Annotated in this window: 12 protein-coding genes; 9 read left to right on the top strand and 3 right to left on the bottom strand. The window is 38.4% G+C overall.

Annotated features, from left to right (window positions below; translation table 11 throughout):
• Nucleotides 1–195: 195 nt before the first annotated feature.
• From MSVAZ_RS02330 to MSVAZ_RS02315, 4 genes are all read left to right on the top strand, one after another.
• Nucleotides 196–1,839 carry a tRNA uridine(34) 5-carboxymethylaminomethyl modification radical SAM/GNAT enzyme Elp3 gene (locus tag MSVAZ_RS02330; protein WP_048117547.1) on the top strand — a complete coding sequence of 548 codons (1,644 nt, stop codon included), beginning with the start codon at nucleotides 196–198 and terminating at the stop codon, nucleotides 1,837–1,839.
• 977 nt (nucleotides 1,840–2,816) lie between these two features.
• Complete coding sequence (locus MSVAZ_RS02325; protein ID WP_011306742.1) at nucleotides 2,817–3,212, top strand: DUF1699 family protein; 396 nt, start codon at nucleotides 2,817–2,819, stop codon at nucleotides 3,210–3,212.
• A gap of 581 nt (nucleotides 3,213–3,793) precedes the next feature.
• Complete coding sequence (locus MSVAZ_RS02320; RefSeq protein WP_048117543.1) at nucleotides 3,794–4,276, top strand: hypothetical protein; 483 nt, start codon at nucleotides 3,794–3,796, stop codon at nucleotides 4,274–4,276.
• 51 nt (nucleotides 4,277–4,327) lie between these two features.
• Nucleotides 4,328–5,728: a single-stranded-DNA-specific exonuclease RecJ gene (locus tag MSVAZ_RS02315; RefSeq protein WP_048117541.1), complete on the top strand. Its 1,401-nt coding sequence runs from the start codon at nucleotides 4,328–4,330 to the stop codon at nucleotides 5,726–5,728.
• A gap of 129 nt (nucleotides 5,729–5,857) precedes the next feature.
• Here the strand turns inward: MSVAZ_RS02315 and nrpRII are convergent, their stop codons facing one another.
• The 3 genes from nrpRII to MSVAZ_RS02300 form a co-directional block, all read right to left on the bottom strand.
• On the bottom strand, nucleotides 5,858–6,616 hold the full coding sequence (nrpRII, locus tag MSVAZ_RS02310) for a global nitrogen regulator NrpRII (RefSeq protein ID WP_048117539.1): 759 nt from the start codon (nucleotides 6,614–6,616) through the stop codon (nucleotides 5,858–5,860).
• 258 nt (nucleotides 6,617–6,874) lie between these two features.
• On the bottom strand, nucleotides 6,875–7,615 hold the full coding sequence (locus tag MSVAZ_RS02305) for a glucose-6-phosphate isomerase family protein (RefSeq protein WP_048117536.1): 741 nt from the start codon (nucleotides 7,613–7,615) through the stop codon (nucleotides 6,875–6,877).
• A 193-nt stretch (nucleotides 7,616–7,808) separates the two neighbouring features.
• Nucleotides 7,809–8,558 carry a ribonuclease H-like domain-containing protein gene (locus MSVAZ_RS02300; RefSeq protein ID WP_048117534.1) on the bottom strand — a complete coding sequence of 250 codons (750 nt, stop codon included), beginning with the start codon at nucleotides 8,556–8,558 and terminating at the stop codon, nucleotides 7,809–7,811.
• Nucleotides 8,559–8,792: 234 nt separating this feature from the next.
• Between MSVAZ_RS02300 and mdh the strand changes: the two genes are divergently transcribed.
• The 5 genes from mdh to MSVAZ_RS02275 all read left to right on the top strand — a co-directional run bounded on the left by mdh (nucleotide 8,793) and on the right by MSVAZ_RS02275 (nucleotide 13,549).
• Nucleotides 8,793–9,716, top strand: a complete 924-nt coding sequence (gene mdh / locus MSVAZ_RS02295) for a malate dehydrogenase (protein ID WP_048117533.1) — start codon at nucleotides 8,793–8,795, stop codon at nucleotides 9,714–9,716.
• Between the two features lie 453 nt (nucleotides 9,717–10,169).
• A complete protein-coding gene (locus tag MSVAZ_RS02290; protein ID WP_011306735.1) occupies nucleotides 10,170–10,427 on the top strand; it encodes a PRC-barrel domain-containing protein in 258 nt (85 codons plus the stop codon).
• A gap of 17 nt (nucleotides 10,428–10,444) precedes the next feature.
• Nucleotides 10,445–11,197: a tRNA(His) guanylyltransferase Thg1 family protein gene (locus MSVAZ_RS02285; protein WP_332310033.1), complete on the top strand. Its 753-nt coding sequence runs from the start codon at nucleotides 10,445–10,447 to the stop codon at nucleotides 11,195–11,197.
• Nucleotides 11,198–11,213: 16 nt separating this feature from the next.
• On the top strand, nucleotides 11,214–12,167 hold the full coding sequence (locus MSVAZ_RS02280; protein ID WP_048117531.1) for a tyrosine--tRNA ligase: 954 nt from the start codon (nucleotides 11,214–11,216) through the stop codon (nucleotides 12,165–12,167).
• A gap of 209 nt (nucleotides 12,168–12,376) precedes the next feature.
• Nucleotides 12,377–13,549 (top strand): hypothetical protein, encoded by a 1,173-nt coding sequence (locus MSVAZ_RS02275; RefSeq protein WP_048117530.1) that lies wholly within the window; start codon nucleotides 12,377–12,379, stop codon nucleotides 13,547–13,549.
• The last annotated feature ends 323 nt before the right edge of the window (nucleotides 13,550–13,872 follow it).

Here is a 13,872-nt window from a genome sequence, read left to right as displayed (position 1 = left end):
GACTGATGATTCATAATTTGATTTAGTAAATCATTTTGAGCTTTGAGATCAGCTCAAATATTATCATAAAATCCAAATTTAAATAGCTTTTTTAGAATTATAAAATCTTTTTGAAGCTCTCAAAACTGATTTTTATTTAGAACTGCCATAAGAATAAAAAATTGAAACCCAGAAACCGGAAAGACGGAACTTGAGATGAAAGAAGATGATTATAATAAGGCCTGCAGGGAAATACTTGAAAAAGTACTTGTCGGCGAGATAGAAAACGAAAACCAGTTAAATAAGGCAAAAAAAGATGTCAGTAAACATTATCATCTGGACAGCCTCCCCAGAAACGGAGATGTCATAACCCGGGGATCGGCCGAAGAACAGGCAATAATTAGAGATTTTTTGAGACGGAAACCTGTAAGAACGATTTCTGGAGTTGCGGTAATTGCTGTAATGACATCTCCAGCTCCATGCCCGCACGGAGTTTGTCTTCCCTGCCCGGGAGGACCTAATTCTGCGTTCAAATCACCTCAGAGTTATATGGGAAGGGAGCCTGCGGCTATGCGGGCGATCCAGCATGGATTTGACCCTTATACCCAGGTTGAATCCAGGCTTTCCCAGCTTAAAGAGATCGGCCATGATGTAGAGAAAGTGGAACTAATAGTGATGGGAGGCACGTTTTCTGCACGTAGTCTCGATTACCAGGAATGGTTTATTAAACGCTGCCTTGAGGCAATGAACGATTTCACAGGTAAAGAGTGGAGAGAAAACGCCTGGAGAATTGGAAAAACTTTACCTTATATTCCTCTTGAAGAAGTGCAGAAAGCAAATGAAAAAGCTGAGATTCGAAACGTAGGAATCACATTTGAAACACGTCCTGACTGGGCAGGAGAGAAACATGTGGACGAATTCCTCAAACTTGGAGGAACTAAAGTAGAGCTTGGGGTTCAGAGCGTTTATGATTTTGTGCTTGCCCGCATGCAGAGAGGACATGGAGTTGCAGAAATTGTCAGGGCTAATCAGGTATTAAGGGACAGTGCATTCAAGGTTGGGTTCCATATGATGCCTCATCTGCCTGGCTCGGATTCAAAACTGGATCTCAAAGGTTTCAAAAAGCTCTTCGAAGATTCTCGCTTCAGGCCCGATTACCTCAAAATTTATCCTACCCTGGTAACTGAAGGAACTCCTCTTTACAGGCTTTGGGAATCAGGAGATTACGATGCTCTTTCTGACGAAGAAGCTGCTGAACTAATTGCAGATATAAAAGAAATCCTACCTAAATGGGTAAGACTCCAGCGTATTCAGCGGGATATTCCAGCTTACCAGATCATTGCCGGAGTCAGAAAGAGTAATCTGAGGCAGCTTGCAGAAGAAAAGCTGAGAGAAAGAGGAGGAAAGTGCCACTGTATTCGCTGCAGGGAAGTAGGACATACCAGCCTGAAAGGAAGAAAAATAAATCCAAAAGACATCGAACTGACTGTAGAGAGTTATGACGCTTGTGGAGGCACAGAGCATTTCATTGCATTTGAAGACCTTGCCGCAGATGTCTTAATAGGATTTACCCGTCTGCGCTTCCCTGCTGCACCTCATCGCCCGGAACTGCAGGATGCTGCCCTGATAAGAGAACTGCATGTTTACGGTTCTATGGTACCCATAGGAAAAGAAGCAAAGCAAAAGGAGTGGCAGCATAGAGGATATGGAAAGGAACTTCTGGAATATGCAGAGAAGATAGCATGTGAAAATGGATACCGGAAACTTGCCATTATCAGCGGGATAGGAGCCAGAGAGTATTATAGAAAATTCGGGTATGTCCTTGATAACGTATACATGTCAAAGGTTTTGAAAGATTAAGACCTGCAGCCCCCAAGCAGGTCACTAATTTTAATTTTGTCGCTAACTGAATCTTGTCACTAACTTAACTTTACATTCTGAAACCAGTGTTGTGTATTATTAGTTTATACAACTAAAAATATGCTCGGAGTCACCAACTTAAAGCTTTAGTAAACTGTCAAAACCTGTAGTATAAGAGAAAGTCTCAGATTTAATAACCTGGTACCTTGAGCTGAAAAATAAATTTTAATGGTCAAGTTTAGGGTTAAAAGATATTTATATAAAACAAAAGATATTATTAAAAAAGTTTAGTACAGAAAAATATTAAATAGTATTGTATAATATCATATATCTGTTTTCATATATATAAAATATGATAATGTAAAATCAGTAAGATTAAAGGTCTTATCATACTAAACTGCTTTTCAAAATTTCCCGAAGAAATTAGGTTTAAAGAAAAAAAGCACTTGTTAACAGATTATACAAAACAGAAAGAAAAAAAGTTAGTTTTTTCCAAGACCAACTTTTTAAAATAAAATTTTGGAATTAGAAAGAAGATAAAAAACGTTAGTAAAAAATTAAATACTATATGTTCGTAACATAGGAAAAACCTTAAGTTTAAATGTTAGGTTTTGAAAAACGATTTGTAAAATCTAGAATTTCAAAGAGTTTTTAAAACAAAACTAACTGAAATTTAGAACTGATGAATTCAAAAATTAAAAAACAAATAATCGAGTAAATTCGATAAACATAAAAATCAAAAGACTTAAAGTAAGTTCCATAAAAAGTAAAAATATTAAGGAGACCTGAAGATTCTACAAGTTCTGAAAGGACTCCTGAAACCCTGAAACCTAAAGAAACCCTGAAGAGGCTCTAATGAACTCTAAACAATCTTGAAGAATTCTGGCGAGACTCTAAGGAAAAACCCTAAATACCCTAAAGAAACCCTAAAAGGCTCTAAAACACCTTAAAATGCCTTGAAATAAATGGTGATAAAAATGAAAATTAGAGTTGTAAGTTCAAAAGAAGAGATAGACACTTTAAAACTTGATGAGGAAATTATCCATCTTGCATTCAGACCATCTAACAAGGATATTTTTAAACTCATCCTGAAGTGTCCAGAAGTGAAAGCGATCCACATCCCGAGCTCATACAAGAAAACAATTTCCAGTTCCGCGCAAATGTATCTGTCCATGCAGAACATTGCTTTACTTGAGGGCGATGTGTGGGGCCACAGAAAAGATATTAATGAGTACTCCGAAATCTCCCAGCGTGTTTTCGACCGCATACAGGAACTAAAGAAAGAAGGGCTTTCCGACGAAGATACTATTGAGAAACTCGTAAGGGAAACAAGACTCAGCCCCGACTTTGTAAGTTTCATTATATCAAACTAAAAAACCACATAAGCCGATCAGATTCTGATCGGCATCTGTTTTTTATAGAATTCGTTGCTCAAATTGAGCGCGCTGATAAAACAATTACTCTATTCAAACTTTTTTGACCTTTGAGTGGACTTCTCTGAAACCTCTCTGAGAGATAACTTTCGTACCTTCCTGCCGGACTCCAAAATAATCGGCTCCAGCATTATCTTCTACAGATCTCTAGCAAAAAACCTGAGTATGACTCATTACAGTTAGTTTGGCAGTTAGTTTAGCAGTTAGTTTAGCAGTTAGTTTAGCAGTTAGTTTAGCAGTTAGTTTAACAGTTAGTTTAACAGTTAGTTTAACAGTTAGTTTAACAGTTAGCTTAGCAGTAGTTATAAAGAATCAATGTTAGTTTCAGATACAGGACATTGGTTTAAGATAATGAGCTGAGTTTTAGGTGATCAATAGAAGTTTCAAAGATAGTGAATACAGTTCTCTGATTCTGAAACTTTATCCAGACTGGCATATCTGTTCCTGTTCACTCAAGTGAAAAGAATTTCATCCTGAGTAAAAAGCTTAAGTAAAATAGCGAAAAGATTTAACAGGATTTCATGACCGAGTTTGAACACATGCTTGTAAACTCATTTAATGCATACATTGAAGAAAACGGAATAAGAGCTATTTCTTACAGGCTTAAGCAACATAGATTTACTCCGCAGTTTCTTGATGTACTTGTGGACTCTCTTAATCCAGATCTATACCTGGGAATTGAATGCAAGAGCATCTCAGTGGACAAGGGAGCAAACGCACTTTACTTCTCTCAACATTTTACCGTGGATAAAAATGGACTTCATCAGATAGAAAGAATTTCGAACTACCTGAACAAATCAGGAAGACGTGGCTTTCTTGCAGTGGAGCTTCGCCTGGGTCCCGGGCACGGCAGAGAAGCATACATGATTCCCTGGAATGAACTCGCAAAAAAATACTTTGATAAAGATCTCAAACTTACATTACAGGAGATCCGGAATTTTCCAGAAATCAAAAGACAAGGAAAAGATTATAGGGTTGACCCCACGGAGTGGGAAAGAAAATAAAGTATGAAAAAACGCTTAAACTGAGGCAAGTAGAAAACCGTGGAGAGAATAATGTCTGAGACAATGAAAATACTTTATAAAGAGGCAACAAAGTGTGCCGAAGAGATTAAAAAACATAAATCAGTCCACGTTGTATCACATATTGATGCTGATGGACTGACTTCTGCAGGGATTATCTGTACTGCCCTTGAACGTGGCAATTTTGAATATACAACACGTTTTGTCAAGCAGCTTGATGAAAAGGCTCTTGATGCCATCGCAGATGAAAATCATAATATTGTCATTTTTACGGATCTGGGAAGCGGGATGTGCGAACAAATAAAATCCCACGGCATTCATGCAGTGATCTCAGACCACCACCAGCCTCAGGGAAGCTATCAATTTCACCTGAATCCTCACCTTTTCGGAGCAAATGGCTCATATGAACTGAGCGGCTCTGGAAGTACTTACCTGCTGGCTTCAGCCCTTGGAAAAAATCAGGATCTTTCCTCGCTGGCCATAGTAGGAGCAGTGGGGGACATGCAACATCTGAAAATGGGGCAACTTGTTGGGATCAACAGGGAAATTCTGGAAGAAGGAGTTAAAGAAGGCACTCTCCAGTTCAAAAAGGACCTGACCCTATTTGGAAAGCAAACCCGCCCGATTTATAAATTGATACAATATTCCTCAGACCCTTATCTTCCCGGACTTACAGGAAATGAAGAAGCTTGCATCGAGTTTCTTCATACTCTCAACATTCACTTCAACCAGGAAGAACGCTGGAGGCGCTGGATTGACCTTGAAAACCCGGAAAAACAGAAGATTGTATCAGGACTCATTCAGTATTGCCTGAAATCAGGCATACCTTCTTATAAAATCGAGCGCCTGGTAGGTGAGGTTTATGTCCTTCTGGGAGAAAAAGAAGGTACGGAAATGAGAGATGCTTCAGAGTTTTCCACCCTTCTTAATGCCACTGCACGTTATGACCATGCTGAGATAGGACTTGCAGTTTGCATGGGAGATAGAGAGAAAGCGTATGAAGATGCCCGTAAACTGCTTGCCGAACATAGACAGAACCTTGTTAACGGGCTCATGTATGTTAAAGAAAATGGAGTCATTCAACTTGAAAATATCCAGTACTTCGATGCAGGCTCAGAGATAAAAGAAACTATCGTGGGGATTATTGCAGGCATGAGTTCTACACTAGTTGAAAACAGAAATCTCCCCATTATTGCTTTTGCAAAAGCCGAAGGAGGGATTAAAGTCTCAGCCAGGGGAACACAGGACCTTATTCGCAGGGGAGTTAACCTTTCGGAAGCAATGTCGATGATCTCGTCGGAAGTTGGAGGTGCAGGCGGCGGGCACGATATTGCAGCAGGAGCAACTATTCCCAATGGTAAAAAGGAAGAGTTCGCAAGAAAACTGGATCTGTTTATAGGAGAACAACTACAAAGAAAGGCACATTCAAAGTAAAGAAGCCAGCCTTCAGAAGTATACTCTGAGAAACATACTCTGAGAAACTGAACTGAGTAGTAAGTAATCTCAATAAAAACAAAGAAATTTTAGAATAAGAAATTTTAGAATAAGATTTACTGTTGAGCCTTAAACCAGGTCTTCAATCCTGCTCATCTCTTTGAACGAAATTAGTCTTGACATTGCACTGGTATCTATAGCAATCCCATATTCCTGTACAACAGCCATAGGGTTTGTCCCTCCTATGACGACTATTCCGAGATGGTCTCTCTCTATTGGAACATCCAGAACCCGTGTGTTTGGTTCCCCAACTTCCAAGATTCCACTAAAGCCTGCATCCAAAAGGTCAGAAAGGCAGCTTTCAATTTCATCTCTTGCAACCATAGGAGCTTCCCTGAGATTTGCAAGAACCTTACCTGAGCCTGTCCTGAGCATTTCCGACACAGAAGTAATCCCCTGTGACATAAGGATTTCAAGCGGATCTACAGTCGTACTTACATAGGTCAGCACATCAGTGAAACGAACCGGAACTCCGTTTCGGATCTGAACAACTCCTCCAAGTTTAGGGTTTACAGGAATTCCTGCCTTGAGAAGTACGCCGTCAATCGTAATGCTGCATACGGTCCCGATACCTACCTTTCCCTTTTCGATAGTCAGATCTCCGATAGATTCTCCCTCGGAGATTATCTTAACATATGGAGTTACAGAAAGCCCGCTCGAGATTACCATTTTAAAGATCCCAAGCACGTCGTCAAGATCTTTTTTATCAATAAGTGAAAGATTAAGAATGATATCTCCATCCATTTTCTTAGGATCAAATGTAGTCCTGTACATAAGATCCTTTATTCGGGATGATGTAAATTGAACACGGTATCCATTTTTTTGCATTTCGAACCTCCAGTAGTTGAAGGTATTTATACTTATTATAAGTTATGTGTTATGTGTTATGTGTACTAGGTACTAATTATGTACTAATAACCATAAATATATGCTTTGACCCTTATCACTTATTTTTTGCGCTCTCACCTGCCCATAGAAACGAGCTTACTATAGAGCAGGAAATAAGAGTAGAAGTTTTCTGAGAGAACGACCTTAAAAAGGAAAAATAAAAGTCCAGTCTGTTTAAGCTGGAAAATAGCCTGTTTCTCAGAGCACTCCTGTTAAGAATCCTGTAAAATCCTGTGGAGCTGTTAAAAATCTCAGTTTTTCAATTTTATGCACAAGCTCATACATACATTCTCCGGAACCGAGCCCTATATCATCGTATGTAAGGGGTTTTAGGTGGCGGATAGGTGGTATATTCCTGTAAAGGGGATTTTTGACATAACCATCTTTAAGCAGGAAATAAGAAGCTCCGGAAAGTCTTTTTATAGGCTCATAAACCGAAGAAAAGTCGCGGCAAACCCAATTTGCCATTTCGAGAGTTTTATCGGAAGCATTTATAGTCACATGCCCATATCCAGGAGGAACAAGTACTAAATCTCCTTTTTCTGCTGTTATGACTACGACATCCATAACAAAATCTTCCTCTCCACTTTTTACCTTTTGTAGAAGATAGGTAGCAGAACCTTCGAGTACCTGATAAATTTCAGGATAGTAGATTTTTGTTCCTGGAACACGCGGGTGATAGTGACCTACGGTTTTAATATATTCTGATCCAAGCATTGCTGGAGGAATTACAGTAATATCATACCTCAGGTGATGGGCTTTAATTGCTTCAAGTTCAGAATCGCTTTTCGCAAGGTCTCTGAACATGTAGTACACATCCTGATTTCGTACCTCCGTTTCTTCAAACCACTCCCTATCAAACACTACATCTTCCATATCATGGAGTTTTCGGACATCTGCAACAGTGACTTTATCCCCGAACTTCATTGTAACTTCCATCGAGTTCCCCTTTCCTACCAGAGCATATAGATGATATTCAGATTACAAACAAGAATTTATTATAAACGTGCCAATACATTACCAGAGTAGACTATCAGAAACAGCAATATAAGTATAATAAAGTAATTGAAGGAAATATTATTGCAGCCTGATTTTTTATATCTTACCATTCGGAACCTGAAAGATATACCTCTCAGGCATTCAGAGCATTTTCAACCATTTTAGGATAAGTAAGCTCTATAATAGTTTTCAGATTAACTGTATCTTCTCTGTTGTATTTAATAAGTGTATCCAGAGCTTCACGATCTCCTTTTTCATATTTGTACCAGAGTCTCACAGCATCAAAACCTGTTATGCCCTCAGTACCGTCGCTTCGGGTGATCCCGAGTAGTTTTTCAATGCTCTTTAAACCTCCATTGTACCCTATTCGCTTTAAGGGGTACATTAGATCGATATGAAGCTGATTGAATTCAATTTCTGGAAATTCGGATTTTATGAACGGTAAATCAAAACGGGCACCATTGAAGGATACAAGTAGTCTGTATTTTGAGAACTCTTCTACAATGTCATCAAGGTTAATATCTTTTATATACGTTTTTGATTTTTTTCCGTTGTAGATCCCCACAATAGTGATTTTATCCCGAGATTTAGAAAGTCCCGTTGTTTCAATGTCTACAAATGCGGCAGAATCGGAAAATAAGGAATATGCCCTCCAGTGTTCGGCAGACGGAAGACATTGTGAGAAAAAACAATAATCTTTTGCTGCAAGATGTTCAGAAGATTTTCTCACCTCTTCGCAAATTCTGGCCTTTCGTGATGAAGGTATAGAGATTTGATCTTCCATTTCAAGAAATTCTTTCCATGTATGTATGCCTTGAGCCCAGATTTTTCGCTCAAGGCCCTTCCCTACACCTGGAATATGAATGTATGTATTATTCAGCATGTTTCCCCTGAACCATTTGGGGGTAATATTTAATAAAAATACTGCATGAAAGCTGAAAGTGTTCAAAAGAGAAAAACAACAAATTCAAGAACTAGATATAGTATAAAGTGCGAACACAGATAAATATAACAATAGTAGCTGACCGATAATAAAGAGTCACGTTACAAGATAAATTTTTAAAGATAGAAGTTCCAAAACTATCAAAATAAATTACTTAATACAGGTGTGCAGTTAATGGCTAAAATTTCCGTGATTGGTGCAGGAAACGTAGGGGCAACTACAGTCCAGCGACTAGCTGAACTTGAACTTGGCGAAATTGTCATGACGGATATTGTGGAAGGACTACCGCAAGGAAAAGCCCTTGACCTTATGCAGGCAGGAGCAATAACAGGTTATGATACTTCAATAATTGGGACCAATGATTATGCAGATATCGTGGACTCCGATCTTGTAATAATTACAGCAGGGATTGCAAGAAAACCCGGAATGACCCGGGAAGATCTGATTAAAACAAATTCTAAAATAATAGCAGAGGTTTCCAGAAATATTGCAAAGTATGCTCCAGAATCCATAGTAATTAATGTCACAAATCCGCTTGACATTATAACTTACATAGCTATGAAATCAACAGGATTTGAGACAAAGAAAGTATTCGGAATGAGCGGAGTTCTGGATTCAGGGCGCTTTGCAAGCTTTATTGCAGAAGAACTGAAGTGCTCTAAAAAAGATGTGCAGGCAATGGTTATAGGAGGGCATGGAGATCTGATGGTTCCTCTTCCCCAATATACAACAGTATCAGGAGTTCCACTAACGGACCTGCTTTCAGGAGATAGAATTGCCAGGCTGGTAGAAAGGACAGTAAATGGAGGAGCCGAGATCGTGGAGCTCCTTAAACAGGGCAGTGCTTTTTATGCACCTTCCGCGGCTATTGTCTCAATGGCGGAAGCCGTGATTAAAAATACAAAGCGAATTTTGCCTGCTTCGGCTTACCTTGAAGGACAGTATGGACAGGAAGGTATTTACTTCGGTGTACCCGTAAAGCTTGGGGCATCCGGAGTAGAAGAAATCCTAGAACTCAAGCTCGATAAAAGCCAGTACGAGATTCTCAGAAAATCCTCAGAAACCATTCGAAACGTGATTTCACAGCTAGAAGTATAAAGAAATCTGGAATAAGAGATAAACTGAGATTCAAAGATGATTAATCGGAATAAAAAGAAAGGTTATATAAAAGACTGAAGAGTTCTGATCACAGGTAATTCAGAAATTTACCTGTGAACCAGAAAAATTCTCAAAAAGGTATCTTCTCATTCTGGACAGTTACAGGAAAAAGGTAAGTAAGCTGTGGGTCTATAAGAGTAAAAGCAGCTTAACACTTTTAGAACTCCCTCTTCTTAGTTCAAACATTGGACAAAGAATTTAACGAGACCACTTTTATCTCTCGCTAGTTTAAATAAGAGAATTTATTATAATAATGACTTAGATTCCATTTTACCTGAAAATGCGAGATAAAACTGACGATGATATAAGTTGGCAAAACTGTAAGATATATAAGTATGTTTTTCATATAAGATTAGGATAAAGATTTAAATTAATTTACAAAGCAGGGATATAATGCGCGCAGAACTTACATCACTTTTTGGTTTAAACGTATACACAAACGCTGGTGTTTATGTAGGGAAGTTGCAGGATCTCGTAATTGATATAGAAGATCAGAAAATTACCGGACTTGCTATTTCGGATATTAATAGGGAACTTTTTGACCTGACTACCAGGGGCGTAATTATTCCTTACCGATGGGTTATAACGGCAGCAGATATCATAATAGTAAGAGATGTTATCCAGAGATACAAAAAGAGAAAAGAAGATTAAGTTAATCTGAAAAGTACATGAAAGACCGGGAAATTTATGCTGAGATGCGCTGTATCCCTCCGGTGGTTGTGCGCGCGGACGGCAGGAATTTTAAAAATACACTTACGGACCTGGGCTTTGGAAAACCCTATGACCAAACTTTCGCCAGGGCAATGGCGGATACTGCTGAACTTTTTATTAAGAAAAGTGGTTTAAGCCCTCTCTTTGCTTACACTTTTTCGGATGAAGTTAGTTTTCTCTTTATGGAACTTCCCTTTGAGGGAAGAGTAGAAAAAATTGACTCTGTCACGGCAAGCTTTCTGGGAAGTGCACTTACGATAAATTTGCAGCTTGAAAAACCTGTGGCTTTTGATTCTAGAATAGTAGTTCTTCAAAAAGAGGAGATTCCTGCGTATTTTCACTGGAGGCAACTTGAAGCCTGGCGCAATTTTGTGGCAGCCTGGGGATATTATACGTTGAGGAATGAAGGAATAAGTAAGATTGAAGCTTCGAAATGTCTCAGAGGAAAAAAGAATGGGAAATCCATGAAATGCTTTTTGAGAGAGGAATCAATCTTGCAACGCTTCCTCCATGGCAGAGGAGAGGAGTCATTATTTCAAAAGAAGAATACGAAATCTCGGGCTTTAATCCCGTACTTGACAAGGAGACAAAATCTTTGCGTAGAAGGGTCATTCAAAACTGGGAAACCCCGAATTTTAAATCCGAAGAAGGTATGGCGTTTTTACAGAAACTTATTAATAGGAATTAAGGTTTTGAGAATAAGAAAATAAAAGGAACGTAGAGGCAATGGACAGACTCGAACTTATAAAAAGAAATGTTCAGGAAATCGTAACTGAAGGAGAACTTGAAGAACTTCTTAACAAAAAAGAAGCTCCCCGTGCCTACGTAGGATACGAGCCTAGCGGAAAAATCCACATGGGGCACGTTCTTACAGTAAATAAACTAATTGATCTCCAAAAAGCCGGATTCGAAATTACTGTCCTGCTTGCGGACGTGCATGCTTATCTTAATCGGAAAGGCACGCTTGAAGAAGTCCGAAAGATTGCAGATTATAACAAGCGCTGCTTTATTGCCCTCGGGCTTGACAAAGAAAAAACTAATTTCGTTTATGGGTCTGACTATCAGCTTGGAGCAGAGTACATGTTAAATGTTCTCAAACTTTCAAGGGCAGTAACTCTGAACAGGGCTCGCAGGAGCATGGATGAAGTCGGGCGTGCTATGGATGACCCAACCGTTTCCCAGATGGTATATCCACTGATGCAGGCTATTGATATCGCTATGCTCGGAGTTGACATCGCAGTTGGAGGTATTGACCAGAGAAAAATCCATATGCTTGCCCGTGAAAATCTAAAGAATCTCGGATTCGAAACTCCGATCTGCATTCATACCCCAATTCTTCTGGGATTAGATGGAACCAAGATGGCTTCATCAAAGGAGAATTTTATTTCGGTGGACGACACTGAAGAAGAAATCTACAAAAAGCTTAAGAAAGCCTACTGCAAGATAGGAGACACGGAAGAAAACCCAATTCTCGCTCTTTTCCGCTACCATATATTTCCGAGATACGAAACTGTTGTCATAGAGAGACCTGAGAAATTCGGTGGAAATATAACATATATGAGTTACGAAGAAATGGAAAATGCTTTTGTAGCAGAAAGTGTTCATCCAATGGACCTGAAAAATTCAGCCGCAAAGTATATAAATGAGATTCTTGACACTGTCAGAAAAGTTCTGCTTTAAATTATGGTATGGCCGGGCTCTTCTCGGCCACTTCATAGAAAAATATAAGTACAGAATCTATATCCAAAGTATAAGATATAGGTTCTGTAAAACTCGTTGCTTAAAATACGGGACTTATTTTAGAAATTAAGGAAGCTTCTGGATAAAACGTTATATAGCTATAGATCATAGAATATTTAAAGGGTCATCTAGTTATTCAGGGTGCTTTTATGAAATATATTTACCAGGACTCTACGGAACTGCCTGTACAGCGGGATTTCATTGAGGATCTGAGAACTTTTTTAGATATAACTTCCCGAGTAATCCCTCTGGAAAACTCCATAATAGAGATAAAGTGCAAGCAGAAAGAAGCGCTTCATGAATTGAAGAGTAAAATAGAAGGAATGAATTATTTTGAAGAGAAGCTTGAGACTTTACTCAGAAAATTAGTAAACGAAGTTGATATAGAGGATATTATACCCTGTACTAATGCAATCCTGCAAACCTGCAGTGAAAATCTCGGGAAAAGAAGAGAAATCCTCAAAGCCGAGCATACAAAAATAGAAAATGGGACTCCCGAAGAATATAAAAAAATTGAAGAAAATATACTTGAAGTTCTTAGCAGGTTTTTAATTACAGGAGTTTACGGAGCTGAAAAGAGATTTGAACTTTCCAGCAATACAAATGGCATTTCAGGAGAAATGGAAGGTTGGGTCTCTGGTTTGCAGTATCATTACACACTCACTTTTACAGAAGAGACTCTGACAGTAGAAAAACTACTTGGAAACTTAAGCCTGCCAGGATGGGCGCGGGCAGGCATCCTGAGAAAAGAAGAAAAAATAAAAATGCAGAACCTTTCCGAATTTCTTGTAACTTTTCTGGAGTATGACACTCAGAAAAACGTGCGTATAGCCCTGGAAAACAAAAAAGCAAACCGGAAATTCAGGATTGAAGGCGGAGAGCACAGGTATTTTGTATATGAAGATGATAAGGAAATCACCTCGGATAAAGAGCTTGGGGATTTCATTGATATGGAAAAACTGGCAAGAATTCCTGAAAAAGTTAAGGATTATTTCAGGGCAAATATCCACACTTATAACCTTTCAAAAGTCCTCCTTGATGAAGAGGATGCTATTTCTACTAATCAGATCTTCGATTGCCTGAAAGTTATTGCAGAGCAGTATGGAGTAATCGTTCAGGAATGTCTGGCAAAAGGACACAATAAAGAAGAGATAACCATCAAAATGGAAGAAGCTGATGGCACACGGACTGAGAAATACATAACAAAGACCGAAATCTACACCCTACTGGCAGAGGTCGGAAGTGAAGGTATTGAGATTGCCGGAATACTTGGTGTTGACAGTAGAACTCAAATCAAAGACAAGAAATACCTGATTGTTTAAACATTTCGTGCATTATATTTTTGGAGATTTAAATATTATTTTAAAGTTGGGTAAACTCTTGAAAGTTTAATATTATAATATTCATGATATTGTTTATAGATATTTTTTAATTATTTTTTAATTTTTTTAAGTTTTGTTTTTCAATAGTTGTTACTGTTTTGATGACTTCACTGCAATTATTAACATTTATAATAGTTTCCCCAAATACATCTAAGAACAAATTAGATAGTTACGCGTGTTAATAGATAGTAAGTATTCTACAAATGAAGAATAAAGTAACTATAAATAAAAATGAATACATGAAAAAAAATAGAAATCTAATT

This window comes from Methanosarcina vacuolata Z-761 (assembly GCF_000969905.1).
In the GTDB taxonomy this organism is placed as follows: domain Archaea; phylum Halobacteriota; class Methanosarcinia; order Methanosarcinales; family Methanosarcinaceae; genus Methanosarcina; species Methanosarcina vacuolata.
The sequence above is the reverse complement of the archived record's forward strand: the minus strand, read 5'-3'. Positions and strand labels throughout refer to the sequence as shown.

Coding starts and splice junctions, on each gene's coding strand:
- MSVAZ_RS02305 (WP_048117536.1), bottom strand. CDS start 7,615: ATGGAAGTTACAATGAAGTTCGGGGATAAAGTCACTGTTGCAGATGTC.
- nrpRII (WP_048117539.1), bottom strand. CDS start 6,616: ATGCAAAAAAATGGATACCGTGTTCAATTTACATCATCCCGAATAAAG.
- MSVAZ_RS02275 (WP_048117530.1), top strand. CDS start 12,377: ATGAAATATATTTACCAGGACTCTACGGAACTGCCTGTACAGCGGGAT.
- MSVAZ_RS02330 (WP_048117547.1), top strand. CDS start 196: ATGAAAGAAGATGATTATAATAAGGCCTGCAGGGAAATACTTGAAAAA.
- MSVAZ_RS02285 (WP_332310033.1), top strand. CDS start 10,445: ATGAAAGACCGGGAAATTTATGCTGAGATGCGCTGTATCCCTCCGGTG.
- mdh (WP_048117533.1), top strand. CDS start 8,793: ATGGCTAAAATTTCCGTGATTGGTGCAGGAAACGTAGGGGCAACTACA.
- MSVAZ_RS02325 (WP_011306742.1), top strand. CDS start 2,817: ATGAAAATTAGAGTTGTAAGTTCAAAAGAAGAGATAGACACTTTAAAA.
- MSVAZ_RS02300 (WP_048117534.1), bottom strand. CDS start 8,558: ATGCTGAATAATACATACATTCATATTCCAGGTGTAGGGAAGGGCCTT.
- MSVAZ_RS02315 (WP_048117541.1), top strand. CDS start 4,328: ATGTCTGAGACAATGAAAATACTTTATAAAGAGGCAACAAAGTGTGCC.
- MSVAZ_RS02320 (WP_048117543.1), top strand. CDS start 3,794: ATGACCGAGTTTGAACACATGCTTGTAAACTCATTTAATGCATACATT.
- MSVAZ_RS02280 (WP_048117531.1), top strand. CDS start 11,214: ATGGACAGACTCGAACTTATAAAAAGAAATGTTCAGGAAATCGTAACT.
- MSVAZ_RS02290 (WP_011306735.1), top strand. CDS start 10,170: ATGCGCGCAGAACTTACATCACTTTTTGGTTTAAACGTATACACAAAC.